The 17,603-nt window shown below is 38.0% G+C and carries 19 protein-coding genes and 1 tRNA gene; 12 read left to right on the forward strand and 8 right to left on the reverse strand.

Going from position 1 to position 17,603, the window contains the following annotated elements; translation table 11 throughout:
- The first annotated feature begins 3 nt into the window (after positions 1–3).
- The 5 genes from ACM40_RS07520 (at position 4) to ACM40_RS07540 (ending at position 2,780) form a co-directional block, all read left to right on the forward strand.
- Positions 4–366 carry a winged helix-turn-helix transcriptional regulator gene (locus ACM40_RS07520; protein WP_048502207.1) on the forward strand — a complete coding sequence of 121 codons (363 nt, stop codon included), beginning with the start codon at positions 4–6 and terminating at the stop codon, positions 364–366.
- A gap of 148 nt (positions 367–514) precedes the next feature.
- Positions 515–587 (forward strand) — tRNA-Phe (locus ACM40_RS07525).
- Between the two features lie 179 nt (positions 588–766).
- Positions 767–1,942, forward strand: a complete 1,176-nt coding sequence (locus ACM40_RS07530; protein ID WP_048502208.1) for a thioredoxin fold domain-containing protein — start codon at positions 767–769, stop codon at positions 1,940–1,942.
- A gap of 3 nt (positions 1,943–1,945) precedes the next feature.
- On the forward strand, positions 1,946–2,569 hold the full coding sequence (locus ACM40_RS07535; protein ID WP_048502209.1) for a DUF3575 domain-containing protein: 624 nt from the start codon (positions 1,946–1,948) through the stop codon (positions 2,567–2,569).
- Positions 2,570–2,573: 4 nt separating this feature from the next.
- Complete coding sequence (locus ACM40_RS07540; protein WP_040998643.1) at positions 2,574–2,780, forward strand: hypothetical protein; 207 nt, start codon at positions 2,574–2,576, stop codon at positions 2,778–2,780.
- A 37-nt stretch (positions 2,781–2,817) separates the two neighbouring features.
- On the opposite strand, the gene ACM40_RS07545 is transcribed toward ACM40_RS07540, so the two are convergent.
- Positions 2,818–4,014, reverse strand: a complete 1,197-nt coding sequence (locus ACM40_RS07545; RefSeq protein ID WP_048502860.1) for an exo-beta-N-acetylmuramidase NamZ domain-containing protein — start codon at positions 4,012–4,014, stop codon at positions 2,818–2,820.
- A 4-nt stretch (positions 4,015–4,018) separates the two neighbouring features.
- Here ACM40_RS07545 and ACM40_RS07550 point away from each other — a divergent pair, with 4 nt between their 5' ends.
- Both ACM40_RS07550 and ACM40_RS07555 read left to right on the forward strand, forming a co-directional pair.
- A complete protein-coding gene (locus ACM40_RS07550) occupies positions 4,019–5,248 on the forward strand; it encodes an ABC transporter permease (protein ID WP_048502210.1) in 1,230 nt (409 codons plus the stop codon).
- Positions 5,249–5,404: 156 nt separating this feature from the next.
- Positions 5,405–6,388, forward strand: coding sequence for a PLP-dependent cysteine synthase family protein (locus tag ACM40_RS07555; protein WP_040998638.1), 984 nt, complete (start codon positions 5,405–5,407; stop codon positions 6,386–6,388).
- 62 nt (positions 6,389–6,450) lie between these two features.
- On the opposite strand, the gene ACM40_RS07560 is transcribed toward ACM40_RS07555, so the two are convergent.
- The 3 genes from ACM40_RS07560 to ACM40_RS07570 are packed head-to-tail and all read right to left on the reverse strand — an operon-like array spanning position 6,451 to position 8,244.
- Positions 6,451–6,978 carry a hypothetical protein gene (locus ACM40_RS07560; protein WP_048502211.1) on the reverse strand — a complete coding sequence of 176 codons (528 nt, stop codon included), beginning with the start codon at positions 6,976–6,978 and terminating at the stop codon, positions 6,451–6,453.
- 45 nt (positions 6,979–7,023) lie between these two features.
- Positions 7,024–7,326, reverse strand: coding sequence for a chaperone modulator CbpM (locus tag ACM40_RS07565; protein WP_048502212.1), 303 nt, complete (start codon positions 7,324–7,326; stop codon positions 7,024–7,026).
- Positions 7,327–7,329: 3 nt separating this feature from the next.
- A complete protein-coding gene (locus ACM40_RS07570; RefSeq protein WP_048502213.1) occupies positions 7,330–8,244 on the reverse strand; it encodes a DnaJ C-terminal domain-containing protein in 915 nt (304 codons plus the stop codon).
- Between the two features lie 93 nt (positions 8,245–8,337).
- Here ACM40_RS07570 and ACM40_RS07575 point away from each other — a divergent pair, with 93 nt between their 5' ends.
- Complete coding sequence (locus ACM40_RS07575; protein WP_048502214.1) at positions 8,338–9,537, forward strand: dicarboxylate/amino acid:cation symporter; 1,200 nt, start codon at positions 8,338–8,340, stop codon at positions 9,535–9,537.
- Positions 9,538–9,578: 41 nt separating this feature from the next.
- Here ACM40_RS07575 and ACM40_RS07580 read toward each other — a convergent pair whose 3' ends face one another.
- The 3 genes from ACM40_RS07580 to ACM40_RS07590 form a co-directional block, all read right to left on the reverse strand.
- Positions 9,579–9,962 carry a DUF779 domain-containing protein gene (locus ACM40_RS07580; protein WP_048502215.1) on the reverse strand — a complete coding sequence of 128 codons (384 nt, stop codon included), beginning with the start codon at positions 9,960–9,962 and terminating at the stop codon, positions 9,579–9,581.
- Between the two features lie 104 nt (positions 9,963–10,066).
- Positions 10,067–11,101 carry an alcohol dehydrogenase AdhP gene (adhP, locus tag ACM40_RS07585; protein WP_048502216.1) on the reverse strand — a complete coding sequence of 345 codons (1,035 nt, stop codon included), beginning with the start codon at positions 11,099–11,101 and terminating at the stop codon, positions 10,067–10,069.
- Between the two features lie 426 nt (positions 11,102–11,527).
- On the reverse strand, positions 11,528–13,057 hold the full coding sequence (locus tag ACM40_RS07590) for an aldehyde dehydrogenase family protein (RefSeq protein WP_048502217.1): 1,530 nt from the start codon (positions 13,055–13,057) through the stop codon (positions 11,528–11,530).
- A gap of 179 nt (positions 13,058–13,236) precedes the next feature.
- Here ACM40_RS07590 and ACM40_RS07595 point away from each other — a divergent pair, with 179 nt between their 5' ends.
- Positions 13,237–14,169 (forward strand): helix-turn-helix domain-containing protein, encoded by a 933-nt coding sequence (locus tag ACM40_RS07595; protein ID WP_048502218.1) that lies wholly within the window; start codon positions 13,237–13,239, stop codon positions 14,167–14,169.
- A 53-nt stretch (positions 14,170–14,222) separates the two neighbouring features.
- On the opposite strand, the gene ACM40_RS07600 is transcribed toward ACM40_RS07595, so the two are convergent.
- Positions 14,223–15,551 carry a hydroxymethylglutaryl-CoA synthase family protein gene (locus tag ACM40_RS07600; RefSeq protein ID WP_048502219.1) on the reverse strand — a complete coding sequence of 443 codons (1,329 nt, stop codon included), beginning with the start codon at positions 15,549–15,551 and terminating at the stop codon, positions 14,223–14,225.
- Positions 15,552–15,853: 302 nt separating this feature from the next.
- Here ACM40_RS07600 and ACM40_RS07605 point away from each other — a divergent pair, with 302 nt between their 5' ends.
- The 3 genes from ACM40_RS07605 (at position 15,854) to ACM40_RS07615 (ending at position 17,591) form a co-directional block, all read left to right on the forward strand.
- A complete protein-coding gene (locus tag ACM40_RS07605) occupies positions 15,854–16,645 on the forward strand; it encodes an AraC family transcriptional regulator (RefSeq protein ID WP_048502220.1) in 792 nt (263 codons plus the stop codon).
- A gap of 154 nt (positions 16,646–16,799) precedes the next feature.
- On the forward strand, positions 16,800–17,219 hold the full coding sequence (locus ACM40_RS07610) for a DoxX family membrane protein (RefSeq protein WP_048502221.1): 420 nt from the start codon (positions 16,800–16,802) through the stop codon (positions 17,217–17,219).
- Positions 17,220–17,237: 18 nt separating this feature from the next.
- Positions 17,238–17,591: a cupin domain-containing protein gene (locus ACM40_RS07615; protein WP_048502222.1), complete on the forward strand. Its 354-nt coding sequence runs from the start codon at positions 17,238–17,240 to the stop codon at positions 17,589–17,591.
- Positions 17,592–17,603 lie beyond the last annotated feature (12 nt).

Raw genomic sequence — 17,603 nt, forward strand, 5'->3', positions numbered from 1 at the left:
AGTATGGGTATTAAAGAGTCATCAACCAACCATGAAAACAAGAAGGGTCTGGAACAGAGCTGCTCAGAAATATATGCGGTAAACCTCATCAGCGGAAGGTGGATACTGTCTATTTGTTATTGTTTGAAAAGAGGAAAACTGAGATTCTCGGAGCTGAAAGACAGTATTCCCAACATCAGTGAAAGAATGCTTACCATGCAGCTCAAGAAAATGGAAGAAGAAAAACTTATTCTCAAAAAAGTATACGCTGAAGTTCCTCCCAGAACTGAATATGAATTAACGGAAATAGGAAAAGAGCTGATTCCTGTTCTGGATCATTTGGAAGTATGGGGGAAAAATCATAAAAAAATAAAAAATACTCTATAATAGTTAGCGCTGACATTCAACAAGATATTCTTTATTTTAAATTCTAAAAACAGGTCACTCCGGAAGACTTTTCACATTTATCAAAAAAAACTTGCACGATATTGCAAAAAGCTCTATTTTTGCACCCACGTTAAACAACGGAACAATTGGTTTCTTAGCTCAGTTGGTAGAGCAATGGATTGAAAATCCATGTGTCCCTGGTTCGATTCCTGGAGAAACCACTTAAAACCTCTAATTTATTTAGAGGTTTTTTTGTTTTTAAGATACTGAGGAATTATTAAACGTTGTTTTTTGTAAAAGATAACAATCTTAAAGTTTCGTTAATAAAGAGCCTTCCCAGGTAAACTCACCGTCTATTTTTTGGAAAATACCTATCTTCGCCAACAAATCTAATTTGAAAATGAAGAAGATCATCTCCGGGATATTTGTTTTCTGCTCTGTAGCTATACTGGCTCAGGAAGCGATCCAGTTTCAGGAATTACCGTTCAAAGACTTAATAGCAAAGGCAAAAAAAGAAAAAAAGCTTGTTTTCGTCGATGCTTATGCTTCTTGGTGCGGACCCTGTAAGATGATGGAAAAAAATGTATTCACCCAAAAAACCGTTGGGGATTACTTCAATACCAATTTCGTTAATGCCAGATTCGATATGGAAAAAGGAGAAGGAAGGGAAATTGCTGCCAAATATGGAGTACGTTCCTACCCTACTTATCTTTTCCTGAATGGTGAGGGTGATCTTGTTTCTCAAAACTCCGGTTATATGGATGAAAGTCTTTTTGTAGCCATGGCTCAGAACATCAATTCTCCCGGTAATAACAAGGGTTCTTTAAAGGAACGTTTTGCCAAAGGAGAAAAAGATCCTGAATTCCTGATCAACATTATGAAACTGAACTCTTCTTCAGATTATGATTTTGCTAAAAAAGCTTCCGAGCGATATTTTGAAAACAAAAAGAAGACAGAAGAAATCACCAAAGAGGAAATAGGCTTTCTCCTGTTCTTTGTAAAATCAACGGAAGACAGCAACTATAATACATTTGCCTCAAGAAAGGCTGAAATTATTAAATATCTACCCGAAGAAACTTACAATGAGTTTAATAACCAGTTGAAACTTTCAAAAATCGTAGACCAGTCTATTGATGATAAAAATAAAAGGATCAATGAGGAGTATTTCATGAAAACCGCAGAACCTTTGGTAGGAAAAGAGCTGGCCCAATCCAAATTGAACCAAACAAAGCTAAGCTATTACGAACAAAACGCCAATTTCCCTGAATTTGAAAAAGCTGCCCTGGAATACTATAAAAATTCTGATGCATTCGAACCCAACGAATTGCTTAGAGCAGCCTGGGTATTCAGCGAGCACATCAAAAACCCTGCTTCTTTAAAGAAAGCTACAGAATGGGCTGAAAAATCTGTAATGCGTAGCGAAACACCGGAAAATACATACATTCTTGCAAAGCTATATTTTCTGACCGGAAATAAGGAAATGGCAAAAAGCTACGCAGAAATGTCTAAAAATATGGCAGTCCAGACCAATAAGGATTCCAAACTTGCAGAAGAATTATTGAAACAAATAAAATAATAAATGCTAAAACACAAATTTCTTACCGCATCCATCACATTGCTGTCTACAGCTTTGCTGACAGCACAAGAGCAACAACAGGAAAAAAATCTATATATCAAAGGAAATGCACTTCTGGCACCAATTGGGCTCATCAATATTGGTTTGGAAAAACAATTGAGTCAAAAAATTACCATGCAGGGTGATATTTTGATATCTCCCTGGAAATCCTTTGCAGGACACGAATTCCAATATTACTCTGCATCCGTCGAAGGCAGGTATTACTTTAATGAAGCATTCAGCCATTGGTATGTAGGGGCAAACGTTGGGGTATCATCATTTGTTTTACAGAAATGGAACTATTGGAAAAGTATTCCTTACACCAATAGCAATAATGAAGTATTTCTTAAATCTGACTTATATCAAAAAGGATTTTCATTTTTAGTAGGTATTACCGGTGGATATCAGTTTAAGGTATCCGACCGCTGGAATATTGATGTATATGCAACCGTTGGTTCATCTACAGATTTCTATAAAGGATATGATCGTACTACCGGTAAACGGTATGAATCTGCCCAAAAATATAACAAAAGCGGAGAAATCCTTCCTTACAGAGGAGGCGTAATGATTTCTTATAAATTAAAATAACAGCATGAAACTGTTCGGAAAAAATCATATTATCATTTCAGTGATCACCTTCGTGATTCTTTTTTTAATGAATTATATCGGAAATGACCTGCCTGATAAACTGGAAAGAGCATTAATGACAGCTTTTGCCGGAGTTATAGGCTTATCTCTTGGACTTTTCATCCTTAATAAGGGAAAGAATGATAACAAACCACCACAGAATTTTGACTGAGAAAAGTCAATGATCAATAGTCAATTTGGTTTCAAAATCAGTTCTCGTAAATAACATATTTGCTTCGGATCTTTTCAAATTTCTCCAGATCACTTTTCCATGAAGCTTTGATTTCCTGAACTGACTTTCCGGCGATGATCTGTTTTCTGAATTCATCGGTTCCGGCAAGTTTATCGAAAAACAAATTCTCAAGGAAAAAGCCCTGACCAGGATTTTTATATGCTTTATAAGATTTGATCAGCCATTCAAGATTAATTTCCCTAAGATCTTTTGGATAGGCTGAAAGATCTTCACCGTAGCAAAGTTTTCCATTCAGGAAAGGATCTTTGGCTCCAAAATTAGGCTTTGGGGTAAACTGATAAGGAAGCCCTTGCGTCCAGGGAGATCCGTAAATCTGAAATGGCAGACTGGTTCCTCTCCCTACAGAAACCTGGGTTCCTTCAAAGAAGCATAAACTTGGATACAGATTGATAGACTTATCGTTGGGAAGATTCGGAGAAGGCTTATCCAAGACAGAATAGCGCTGTTTTTTATGATAATTTTTCATCGGAATCAGGGTGTATTTTGCCTGAACTCCATTTTTCAGCCACTTTTCACCATTGACCATTTTTCCGTATTCTCCTATCGTCAGCCCATAAACTACAGGAACCTCGTGCATCCCTACAAAACTTGACCATTTCTTTTTCAGGACCGGTCCGTCAGTATATCCATCGTGCGGATTGGGACGGTCAAGCACCATTATTTCCACATTATTTTCTGCTCCGGCTTCCATCAAATAGGTTAAAGTTGAAATATAAGTGTAAAACCTTACTCCTACGTCCTGGATGTCGAAGACTACAATATCCAATCCTTTTAATTGTTCCGGTGTTGGTTTTTTATTGTTTCCGTATAAAGAAATAATAGAGATTCCGGTTTTGGTATCTACTCCGTTTTTTACTTTCTCCCCGGCATCAGCATCTCCTCTGAAACCATGTTCAGGAGCAAAGATGGTTTTGATTTTAATATTGTTCTTCACCAGAAAGTCTACCACATAACTTTTATCGCTCATCAGACCGGTTTGGTTAGTCACCACCCCGATTGTTTTATTCTTCAGCAAAGGCAGATAAAGTTCAGGTTGATCTGCTCCCGTTTTGAAATCCGGTTGAAGTTGAGACTGAGAATAATATTGATTGAATACTCCTAAAAAAATTAGGCAAATAAGAAGTAAATTTTTAATTTTGAAATCTAAATTCATAAGCTTGAAATTTCCTTTATATTTCTCTAGAAAAATAGCGTTTTCCAAAGATAACAAAAATAACCTTTCAAGAGTTATCATCTTTATCGGCAGGCTTTCTGTAGCTTTGGGGATTATTGTTTCTTTAATTACCGTGGCTACCGGCTTCGGCTCCAAGAAAGCCATTAAGGAAAGACTGGCGGATTTCAGCGGACATATTACGGTAAGGTCTACCAGATCCAATTCTTCTTATAACACTTCTGTTTTAGATAACCAGGGACTGGATATCCAAAGGATTAAAAAGCTTCCTGATGTGGAAAGTGTCCAGAAATATGCAGCAGTGACCGGAATTATGCGTAACGAGCACAATTTTTCAGGGATTATATTTAAAGGAGTCGGGAAAGATTTTGACAGCCTGAGATTCAAAAAATTCCTGGTTGCCGGCACTACTCCAAAAGTAACAGAAAAGGGCTTCAATAACGACGTTACTATTTCGCAGAAAATAGCAAATGATCTTCATCTAAAAGTTAATGACAGTATAGTTACCGTATTTTCAAAAGCAGATCAGAAACCTATTTACCGTAATTTCAGGGTAATAGGAATTTATAAAACAGATATTAAAATGATTGATGAACAGTTTGTAATAGGCGGCATCAATCATGTAAGAAAAATTCTGGAAATGAAGCCTGATGAAATAGGCGGCCTCGATATTTTCTTCAAAAACGTGAATGATATTGACAGAGATTTTCCGGAAATTGAAAAACTGATCGGTTACAAAAATTATGCAGAAAAGGCAACGGAAAAATTCCCGCAAATCAACGACTGGATCAGTATTTTCGACACTAATATTGCTCTGATCATTATTATTATGCTGATTGTAGTTGTGATCAATATTATTATGGTCCTTTTAATTCTGATCATCGAAAGAACCAATTCCATTGGGCTTCTGAAAACTCTCGGAGCCAGCAATTCACAGATAAGAGCTACTTTCATCAATTATACGCTGATCATTATGATCCCGGGACTTCTCTACGGCAATGCAATTGGCCTGGGTTTGATCCTGATCCAGAAATTCTTCGGCATTATTAAGCTTAATCCTGAAAACTATTATGTGAGTACGGTACCTGTAGACCTTAATCCTGTTGCCATTATTTCAATCTCGGTAGGCATTCTGATTATTTCAGGACTGGCATTAATTATTCCGAGTTACCTGATCAGCAAAATATCTCCGGTAAAGGCAATTAAATATAATTAACGTGAATACTGAATGGTGAATGGTCAATTTTAATAGCAGCAACTAATTGTTTCTTGAAAAATTCATCATTGACTATTCACCATTCACATGATAAATCATCTTAAATTACGCAGCTAATTTTTAAAGCCTTATCTTTGCATCGCTTATAAAACATTTATGAAATACGCAAAAAATATTCTTGAAACCATAGGAAATACCCCTCTTGTAAAGCTTAACAAAGTACTGGGTGAAGATTTTCCTGCTTTGGTTTTGGCAAAAGTAGAGACGTTCAATCCCGGAAATTCTGTAAAGGACAGAATGGCTCTTAAAATGATAGAAGATGCCGAAAAAGACGGCAGATTAAAACCCGGAGGTACTATTATTGAAGGAACTTCAGGAAATACAGGGATGGGACTGGCTCTTGCAGCCATCATCAAAGGCTACAAATGTATTTTTGTAACCAATTCCAAGCAATCTAAAGAAAAATGCGATATTCTTCGTGCTGTAGGAGCCGAAGTGATTGTATGCCCTACCGATGTGAAACCTACGGATCCGCGTTCTTATTATTCAGTTTCCAAAAGACTGGCTAAGGAAACAGAAAACGGATGGTATGTGAACCAATATGATAACTTATCCAACAGAGCCGCTCATTACGAATCTACAGCTCCTGAAATCTGGGAACAGACAGAAGGAAAACTTACTCATTTCGTAGTAGGGGCCGGAACAGGAGGTACTATTACAGGTTGCGGAACATTCTTCAAAGAAAAAAATCCTGATATCAAGGTAATCGGAGTTGACACTTACGGTTCTATTCTGAAAGAGTTTCACGAGACAGGGGAACTTCATTATGATCACGCCTATACGTACATCACAGAAGGAATCGGGGAAGATATTATTCCTGAGAATTATGATATGTCTGTGATCGATCATTTTGAAAAAGTAACAGATAAGGACGGTGCCATCTACGCAAGAAAACTGGCTAAAGAAGAAGGGATTTTCTGCGGATATTCTGCGGGGAGTGCTATTGCTTCTTTAATCCAGATGAAAGACCAGTTTACAAAAGATGATGTGATTGTTGTTCTTCTTCACGACCACGGTTCAAGATATGTAGGAAAAATCTACAATGACGAGTGGATGAAGGAAATGGGTTGGTTAGATTAATCAGAAACGAAGATCAATTATCTTTTCACATATAAAAAATCAGAGCAAATGCTCTGATTTTTTTATTTACCAATATTCTTCTTTATTGCTTGTTTGAGGCTGTCGTAGTCGCCTTTACTCATTGATTTCTTTGGGAACATATAATTAAATTTACCTTCCAGGGAAATAAATTCATTATTGACTTCAAAGTCTTTAAAATCTTCCCATTTACTTAATTCTTCCTGGTGATTAAGGTTGACGTTAAAAATCTCATCATTAAACCTGATCTCATATATTTTGGAATCTTCCAGTGATTTTAAGTATCTATTCACCTCTTTTTTCCATCGGGAAATCTTATTAATGCTTAAAGAAAGATAAACCGTACATAACAGAAATAAAAAGCTCACAAAATACAGAATCCCGAATTTTTCTTTACTTAAATCATCTTTAAAGAAAAAAAGGATCAGCAGTATTAATCCTACAACTGCTGTAGTAATTGTTTTTCCTTTGGTAGTTGGTGAAAAAAATAAGCTTGTCTGGTTCCCGCTGAAATAAATTTCCTCGAAATCTTTTCTGTTCACATGTAATCTGATGACTTTCTCTCCATTCATTTCTTAGAAAATATTTAATTCGTTTTTTAAGATTACAAAACTAAATCAAATATCTTCATATTGATCATTTATTGCAGAAAGTTTATTCATCAGTTCACGATTTTTTTTCTTTAAATCCTCCATTTTCCGAAGCATATGATGGATGACTTCCAGACCGGGAAGATTAATTTCCAGATCATAATGCCAGTTGGTAAACTTCTCAAAAACAGGCAGATCTTCATAGAGCAAATACCGTACTTCATTCTCTGTTTCTACATGGAGTAAACCCTCGTCTACCAATTCATCAAAAAAAGTGACCTCTATATTGTATATTTTTACGAGTTCTTCCCGCGATATTCTTTCACTCATGACTTAGGAATTTTTAAGTTGTTCAAAAAGTTCTTTCTGTTTGTCCGTCAAACCAGTAGGTAATTTCACCTCATACGTCACAAAAAGATCTCCGGACTGCCCTTCTTTCTTATATACCGGAAATCCTTTTCCTTTCAGCCTTACTGTTGTTCCGTTCTGTGTTTCTGGTTTTACTTTGAGATTGACGCTTCCATCCAGTGTATTCACTTTTACATCGCCTCCCAAAACAGCAGTATACAGATCTATTGAAACTTTTGTTTTCAGATCATCACCTATTCTTTCAAAATTGGGATCAGCAGGAATATTGAATGTAATATACAGATCGCCGTTCGGACCTCCATTAAAACCAGGATTACCATGACCTTTCAGTTTGATCTGCTGTCCATCGTAAACCCCGGCAGGAATCGTGATTCTCACTTTTTTACCATTGATTTCAAAAGTCTGAGGATGGGTATGTGCCGCATCTTTTAAGGTTAAATTTAATTCAGCGTGAACATCCTGTCCTTTAAACTTACCTGAAGAACTTCCTCTTGAGCTTCTGCCAAAACCACCACCTGCACCGCCAAACATACTCTGGAAAAAATCTGAAAAATCTTCCCCTTCACCGAAATCAGCACCGGAAAATCCTCCGCCGCCATAATTCTGCTGCTGATACTGTCTTTGCTGCTGCTGGGCTTTTTCGTATTCTTCGCCATGCTTCCAGTTCTCCCCATACTTGTCATATTTAGCACGGTTCTCGGGGTTGCTGAGCACTTCATTGGCTTCATTCAGCTCCTTGAATTTTTTCTCCGCTTCTTTGTCGTCCGGATTAAGATCAGGATGGAGCTTTCTTGCCAGTTTTCGATAAGCTTTTTTAATGTTATCCTGGGTTGCGCTTTTATCTACGCCTAGAATTTTATAGTAATCTATATAAGCCATAGAAACGATATTTACTCAAATTTATGAAATTTGTCCCTGAAAAATATATAAGAGAGTGTTAAAAATAACCCTATCTTTGATAAAAAGCGTTGAATGAAAGAGGTTCTTAAAAATTACTCGGGAATTATACTTTTACTATTTGGGATTATTGCAGGAAGCATCATAGGCATTACTGCTCCGGGCATTGTAGAATACATTAAGCCTCTGGGAGATATATTCCTGAATTTGCTTTTTGTAAGTGTAGTGCCACTTGTATTTTTTGCCGTGTCCAATTCTATTGCGTCTCTGGAACAACAGTCCAAGTTTGGAAAAATCATTCTCGTCATGGCTTTTACTTTCCTGTTTTTTATTTTAACGGCGGCTGTTTTTACCATCTGTGCGGTCTATTTATTCCCTGTTTCGGGGGTTTCCGGCAGTTCGGAAATAATTTCTGAAGCCGTTAATGAAGACAGCTGGGGAAACAGGATTGTCAGTTTTTTCACTGTCGGAGAATTTACCCAGCTTTTTTCGAGACAAAATATGCTGGCTCTTCTTATTTTTGCCTTCATGACGGGCTTTGCTGCCAGAAAATCAGGAGAAAAAGGATTACCGTTCAGGGTATTTATCTCTTCAGGATATGAAGTGATGAAGGAATTACTTTTATTAATCATGAAACTTGCACCTATCGGACTTGGAGCCTATTTTGCCTATCAGGTGGCGACTTTGGGACCACAGTTGTTTGGATTCTATGCTAAACCTCTCGGGCTTTACTATATTGCAGGAATTATTTATTTCTTTGTCTTCTTTTCGCTGTATGCTTTTATGGCCAACGGGCAAAAAGGAATCAAAAGCTTCTGGTCCAATGCGGCATATCCTACTCTTACCGCTTTAAGTACCTGCAGCAGTTTTGCCACTATGCCGGCGAATCTTCAGGCTGCTTCGAAGATCGGTATTCCAAACTCAATTGCCAATCTGGTTATTCCTATCGGGACAACGCTTCATAAAAACGGATCTTCCATGTCGTCTATCATCAAAATATATGTTGCTTTCCTGATTATTGGAAAAGACTTTTTTGATCCGGCGAATTTATTGCTAGCTTTAGGAATTACGGTTTTCGTAAGTATTGTTGCGGGCGGTATTCCGAACGGCGGATATATTGGGGAAATGCTGATGATTTCGGTGTATAAATTACCACAGGAAGCCATTCCGGCTGTGATGATTATTGGTACGCTGGTAGACCCACTGGCAACTGTTCTGAATGCCGTAGGAGACATTGTAGCAGCGATGTTTGTAAACCGGTTTGTGAAGGTCTGATTAATATTTAAAACATGAAGGTTTAAGAGCTATAACTAAACTTATTCACTTCGTTTTACCGGCTCTAAATTTTCGTATTCTTCAGGGGTGAAAAGCCTGTAATGAACTTTAAATGTTTTGCCTAAAGGTGTTTCCAGGGAAAAACCTCCGGGACCGAAACCATCTGTAACATCGAGTGTAAAGTGAGAATATTTCCAGTATTCGAATAAATCGCGGTCGATCCAGAATTCATGTCCGTTAATGGTACCAATCATAGCATCATTCATACGGGGGAAAAATCCACCTTTCTCGAAACATTGCGGCTGAGTGCCTTCGCAGCATCCTCCTGCCTGGTAAAACATCAGCGCTCCATATTTATTTTCCAGTTCGAAAATAACATCCAGGGCTTTTTCTGTGGCCGATAGCCTTGATATTGTGGTTTCCATTTTCTGTTCTTTTACATCAACAAGTTACTTCTAAGGTACGAAGATTTTTATTGTCTTTAAAAAAGCCCGGCAGGAATCCACCGGGCACATTAATCCATCATCATTTAATTTGAGCCGGCAATATCCAGCACGATTCTACCATCAATCTGACCTTTTTTCATTTTATCAAAAACATCATTAATATCTTCAAGCTTTGCAGAGGTTACCGTTGCTTTTACCAGTCCTTCATTCGCAAAATCCAATGCTTCCTGAAGGTCTTTTCTTGTTCCGACGATAGAACCTCTCACCGTTATTCTTTTTAATACGGTTTCAAAAATCGGAAGTTCAAAAGATCCCGGAGGAAGACCGTTAAGAGCTATCGTCCCTTTTCTTCTGAGTACATCTATCCCCTGCTTGAATGCAATTGGAGATACTGCTGTAATTAAAGCGCCATGCATTCCGCCCACTTCTTTATGCAGATATTCCCCGGGATCTGTATTTTTCGCATTCACTACAAGGTCTGCGCCCAGTTTTTTTGCCAGTTCCAGTTTATCGTCCGCTACATCAATGGCTGCTACATGCATGCCCATTGCTTTGGCATACTGAACTGCAACATGTCCCAATCCACCGATTCCTGAAATAGCGACCCATTCGCCGGGCTTTGTCTCGGTTTCTTTTAACCCTTTATAAACAGTTACTCCCGCACACAAAATAGGAGCGATTTCCAAGAAATTAACATTGGATTTTAAATGCCCTACATATCTTGAGTCTGCAATAACGTATTCCGCAAAACCGCCATCTACGCTATAACCTCCATTTTTCTGTGCTTCACACAGCGTTTCCCAGCCAGTGATACAGTAGTCACAACATCCGCAGGCACTGTATAACCATGGAACGCCTACCGCATCTCCTTCTTTAACATACGCTTCAGGGCCACATGCCACGACAATACCTACTCCTTCATGGCCGGGAATCAGGGGCATTTTGGGCTTTGCAGGCCAGTCGCCATCTACAGCATGGAGATCTGTATGACACACACCACAGGCAATAACTTTGACGAGTACCTCATACCTTCCGGGTTCTCTTACCGGAACTTCTTCTATTTTCAGTGGTTGTCCGTAGCCTTGAACTACAGCAGCTTTCATCGTTTTTGGGATCATATGATTTGAGTTTAGTTTTTATTAGTTAGATGATAAATGGTGAATGGTGAATCGTTAATTTTACTACCAGTCTATTATTGAGTATTGACTTGCAAAGCAAATTGACTCTTCACATTAAAATATATTGTGAATGGTCAATAGTGAATTGGAAACTTTACTGTCAGTCTGCCATTGACCATTGACTTGCGTAGCAAAATTGACTTTTCACGTTCATAACCATTAACCTCTTAAGGATAACAGATTTCCTGCTTACCTGAAATATTTCAGATAAGGAATACGATTTTTCGCGTGAGGGATGGGAAGGGCGGCGAGGAACGAGCCGGTGCGGAATGAAATGGAGCACCGAAACGAAGTGAAGCCCTGGAAAAGCCCGACCGTTTTGCCCCGGCAGAGCCGGGGCAAACGGGCACGCCCTAATATTTAAAATTAAAAGAAACCTAATTTGTTTTTGTTGTAGGAGATCAGCATGTTTTTGGTCTGACGGTAATGATCCAGCATCATTTTATGGTTCTCTCTACCGATTCCCGACTGTTTATACCCTCCGAAAGGTGCTCCTGCAGGATAGGAATGGTATTGGTTTACCCAGACTCTTCCAGCCTGAATCTGACGAGGAATATTGTACAACTGATGAGCATCCCTGGTCCATACACCTGCTCCAAGACCATAGATCGTATCGTTGGCAATTTTTACAGCTTCATCTTCATCTTTGAAAGTTGTAAAGGCCAGTACGGGCCCGAAGATCTCTTCCTGGAAGATTCTCATTCTGTTGTTACCTTTGAAAATAGTCGGCTGGATATAGAAACCATCCTCTAAGTCTTCGCCCACGTTATTTACGTCACCACCCACAAGAACTTCCGCTCCTTCTTCTTTTCCTAACTGAATGTAAGACAATATTTTATCTTTCTGAATCTGTGAAGCCTGAGCACCCATCATGACAGTCTTGTCAAGTGGGTTTCCTACTTTGATAGCCTTTACCCTTTCGATCACTTTGGCGATGAACTCGTCTGCAATATCTTCCTGAACCAGCAGTCTGGAAGGACATGTACAGATCTCTCCCTGGTTAAGGGCAAAAAGGACTGCTCCTTCAATAGCTTTATCCAGAAATTCATCGTCTGCATCCATTACTGAACTGAAGAAAACATTTGGAGATTTCCCGCCCAGTTCAAGGGTAACGGGAATGATATTTTCTGTTGCATACTGCATTACAAGACGTCCTGTAGCTGTAGAACCCGTGAATGCAGCTTTTGACACTTTAGGGTTAGTTACTAAAGCTCTTCCCAATTCTGCTCCGAAACCGTTGACAATATTAATAACACCGGCAGGCAAAAGATCACCGATGATTTCCATTAAAACCATGATGGAAACGGGAGTGCTTTCTGCAGGCTTTAATACAACACAGTTTCCTGCAGCCAGGGCCGGAGCTAACTTCCATATTGCCATCAATATTGGAAAGTTCCAGGGAATAATCTGTGCAATTACACCCAATGGTTCGTGAACAATCAGGGAAACCGTGTCTTTATCTAATTCATTGTGAGAACCTTCTTCTGAACGGATTACGGAAGCAAAATACCTGAAATGGTCTATTGCTAGAGGTAAATCTGCCGCTAATGTTTCCCTTACCGCCTTTCCGTTGTCTATGGTTTCAACAATGGCAAGATATTCAAGATTCTGCTCTATCCTATCTGCTATTTTATTGAGTATAATACTTCTTTCTGTAGATGAAGTATTTTTCCAGGTTTGAAATGCTTTGTCCGCTGCATTTACAGCCAGTTCCAGATCTTCTTTGGAGGAATGGGCTACCTGGGTGAAATTTTTACCGTTTACCGGGGAAACTACATTGAAGTACTGTCCGTTAACAGGAGGTGTAAATTTCCCATCAATATAATTATCGTATTTGTTTTTGAATTCAGGCCACTGGAAAGCGGTCTCTGATTTCGGTTCTGTCATAGTGCTCATATTAGTATCATTTTATTTTTTCGTAATGCCAAATTACATTTACTCATGAAAAAGTGATAGCACAATCGTATAAAAAAACATCAAAATAGTGCAGATGTTCAACTTTATAATTTTATTAACAACACTGAAGAGTTAAAATTTATATATTTGAGTGATTGGGTTTTGTAAAATGTTTAGAAATGAATAACAATAATAAATTTTTATTAAATACTCCCGAATTAAAGAAGGAGAGCCAGTTATTGAACATGGTTGAAAACCAGACAAAATTCAATCTAAACAACTGTGAATTTAGTATTTACGAAACCCACAAGGCTGCTTTCGGGGTTAAACTTCATTTTGAAAACATTGCTTTTACCGCTATGCTGAGAGGTAAGAAACATATGAAGCTGGATAATAAAACAAACTATTTCGATTATTTTCCGGGAGAAAGTATTCTTGTTGCCCCCGGTGAAACTATGGTGATCGATTTTCCTGAAGCAGATCTGGCGCCCACCCAATGCATTTCTTTAAGCCTTAATCCTGAGTTTATAGAAAATTCTCTTAATTATTTAAATTACAGTCTTCCTAAAGCAGATGAAACTTCACAGTGGAATATCCAGCTGGATGAATTTTTTCTGTTTAACAATCAATCCTTAGCTTCTGCTACCAATAACATTATGAGAATTGCCATGGATGACAATTCCCAGAAGGATATCATGGCAGATTTCGCATTGAAAGAACTGTTAATCAGATTAATGCAAACCCAAGCCAGAAGCATGGTGGAAAAGAATATTGCCAAAAATAAATCAAGGATAGGTTTTGCCGTAGACTATATCAGGAAAAACCTTCATCAGAAGCTGTCTATTGACAGTATTGCCAAACTGGCTTATGTAAGCAAATCGAACTTTTTTAAAATGTTTAAAGATGAGCTGGGAACGTCTCCCAATGATTTTATCCTGCAGGAAAGAATCAACAGGGCTAAAGAATTATTGGCCGGACAGATCAGCATAAAGGAAACTGCTTACCAGACAGGATTTTCGGATACCAATTATTTTACGCGTGTATTTAAGCAGCTTGTAGGGGTTACGCCGAAGAGTTATCAAATCTCAGCTGTATTTTCCGAAAGGTATTAGAAATAAAAAAAGCATTCCTAAAAATGAAATGCTTTTATGTTCAGCTAATAAGCCTAATCCTTATAATCATAATATCTCGCTCCCTTCAACACAGAATTTTCATATTCTACTGATTTTAATCCGAAACCTTTGTAGTTTTCATTAACAGAATTCTCAAGCTGTTTTCTGTGCAGTTTTTCGTAGCTTTCAAAATCAATGGCAGTTCGGTTTTTCAGGTTTTCAAACAAGTTCCATTTGGATGCTGCAGTTTTCCAGTTCTTTGAGATTTTTCCGGCAAAAACTTTGGATTTCGAGCCGCTTCCATATCCTAAAAAGCCAATCTCAGTACCAGCCAGTTCTTCTCCTTCATCAAATGAAACCTGTATAGCCGAAAGAAGTGCCATAAAGATGGAAGCCGTATACATATTCCCTATTTCAGAAGATGCACGTTGTGATCTTTCAATCTTCTCATTAATAAAATTCAGATAGTCTTCAGATTTTGCAACAGCCTTCTGCTCGTCCGGAGTTCCATAAGAAAGCCCGTTTTCAATGCTGTAAATTTCAGTGAATACCCTTTTACCGTGAAATGCATATGGCAAATGAAAAATAAGGTACCTCCAGGCTTCATAAGGCTTATCTTTTCCTGTAATTTCCTTATAATGCTGATAAGCCTCCCTGATTCTGTCCTGATAACACTGGTTTGAGTACTGCCCGTCAAAAACAGGCTCATCCGTAAAAATTTCAATTTTATCCGGGAAAGTTTCCGGTGCAGAACTTAAGTCTTTTTTATCATAATGCCTTCTCGGCTTAAAGAAGTCAAAAACACTTTCAGTAGCAACTCCCCAGTTGTTTTCAATTTCCAGAAGATCGGGTTTTGATGAAACCAGCAAAGCAACTGCACCGCCACCCTGTGTATATTCTCCGGAAGAAGCCAGTTCGTATTTAGCATAATCGCTGGCGATAACCACTGCTTTTTTGTCCGGGTTTACTCTCACAAAGTCTAATGAATTGTGTAAAGCATCTACTGCCCCGATGCAGGCGAAAGTCATATCTACCACATCACAGTTTTTGAAGCATCTCTCGCCAAATTCCTTTTCAAGTACTTTTTCCACCATCTGCATGGCATACGAAGCTGTAGGTTTTGCCGCATCCAGAGCACTTTCTGTTCCCAGGTAAATCCTGGCTATATTTTTGGGATTGAGATCATGATCTTTGATCAGTTTTAATAAAGCTTCTGCTGCAAATGTTGCCGCATCTTCATGTACATCGGGAAACCCCATTTTATGCAATCCTAATCCTTTTTCCAGTTTTGCGGGTTCAATTCCTCTTTTCTCCGCCAGATCTTTGATTTCCAAATACAAAGACGGCACATAATAGCCCGCTGCCTCAATTCCAAAAGTCATTTATTCTAAATTTTTATACGAATTTATAAAATGATGTTTGAATAATCCCTCAATCCTCAGGCATAATTTCTATTTTAAATACAAAAATCATAAAAAAGAGGTTGGCTCAAAAGTTAAATAATTTACTTTTGAGACAACCTCATCAAATTTTTGTTTAAATCTATACGAATTTAGATATTTTTCTTTGACAATATAACTTTGTTGATAATCAATTGAGTTAAACATTGTAATTTAGTCCATGATAAATTTGTTTTCCAACACTTTATACAAAATCGAATCTTTATTCTCTAATAGGTTTAAAAATGATTGAAATAAAAAAATATTCTAATCAGGCGGGGCATCCTGAGCCAAGACGGGTCATCAGATACACTTTATTCTGGTGTGATAACGGAAGTGCTGAAATCCTGGTTGACGAAAATATCTTTATTCTGAAAACCGGACAAACTATCACCATTACTTCCGGACAGTTTCATCAATTAAAATCTGTGGATGGAGAACTTACTGCACTGGAATTTACGCTTGACTTTTTCTGTAAAAGTGACAGTGATATTGAACTTATTTTTCACAACGGACTTTTTTGCCATTTCGGAATGAATGAAATGATCACCATACAACATCCTGCCTTTTTCACTGAAACATTGAACACCATTGAAAAAGAAATTCTGGAGCAGCCTTATCAATATCTGATCTCTACGCATTCTCTGGTGGAGTTGCTGTTGGTAGAAATCAACCGCAGTAAAATTGCCAACGGTGATGAAATCTGGAAACCGGATGCTTTATTCTTAAAGTTCCTGGAAAGTATCAGAAACAATTTTGAAAATAATTATCAGGTATCTCATTTTGCTGATCTCCTTGGAACCACTGAAGCCAAACTGAATGAGATTTCAAAACTTCATACCAGCAAAACTGCTCAGAATGTCATCTACAGCCTTATTATTTCCGAGGCAAAGAGACTTTTGCTCTATGAAAAACTAACGGTAAAGGAAATCGCTTATCTGCTTGGCTTCAATGATCCTTTCTACTTTTCGAATTTCTTTAAAAAACATACTTCCCATTCTCCAAAAGATTACCAGAAGGCGGTAAAAGAGATGTAGTTTTTTCGCTTGAGTAAAAGAAGCTCATAACTTTCGGATTCCTATTCTTCTTTCAGCATTTAAATATTACATGCTTTTTCCGGAATTGTCTATTCTTTAGGCAACGGTTTTCGCTGAACTTTGTACCTGTAATTAAGCTCTAAAAAATTATAGTATGAAAACTCAACAGGACACCGCCGTTTTTTTATTAAGGATAGCTTTGGCATCAGGATTTTTATCTGCTGTAGCCAGCAGGCTGAATCTTTGGGGAGCTCAATCTTCAGGCTGGAAAAAATTTGTTCATTACACTTCTGAAACCAATTCATTTTTGCCTCAGTCATGGGCCTCTGTTATAGCAGTATTGTCTACTGCTTCTGAATTATCAATTGGCATTTTGCTTCTTGTAGGTTATCAGGTAAAAGGAACAGCAAAGTGCGCCTCTATTCTCACTTTATTATTTGCGGTTGCGATGGGTATTTCTTTTGGCATTAAAGAGCCTTTGGATTATTCTGTCTTCGCATTCAGTGCCGGAGCATTTCTCCTGAGTACTTTCTCCCGCTATGAATGGAGTTTAGACCAATTTCTACATCAATAACAGTTAAATTTATACATCATGAACACCAACATCTACGATTACATCGTAAAAACGGAACAGAAAGAATGGCAACCTTTAATTGAAAAAGGAATTCATTATGAAGGTATTTTTGTGAAATCTTTAAAATTTGATCCGGAGAAAAACCGTTCTACCAGCATTCTTTTAAAATTTGATCCGGGAGCCAGTTATCCTTATCACAATCATCCTGCCGGAGAGGAACTATTGATCATGGAAGGGGATGCAACTATTGCAGGAGCCCAGCTAGAAAAGGGAGATTATCTGTATACTCCTCCTGATTTTAAACATTCTGTGAAATCTGAAAAGGGATGTACAATTCTTTTTATTGTGCCGGAAGAAGTAGAGATTCTTTAAGCTTATAAACGT

It is taken from the genome of Chryseobacterium sp. BLS98 (genome assembly GCF_001045445.1).
GTDB lineage: Bacteria > Bacteroidota > Bacteroidia > Flavobacteriales > Weeksellaceae > Chryseobacterium.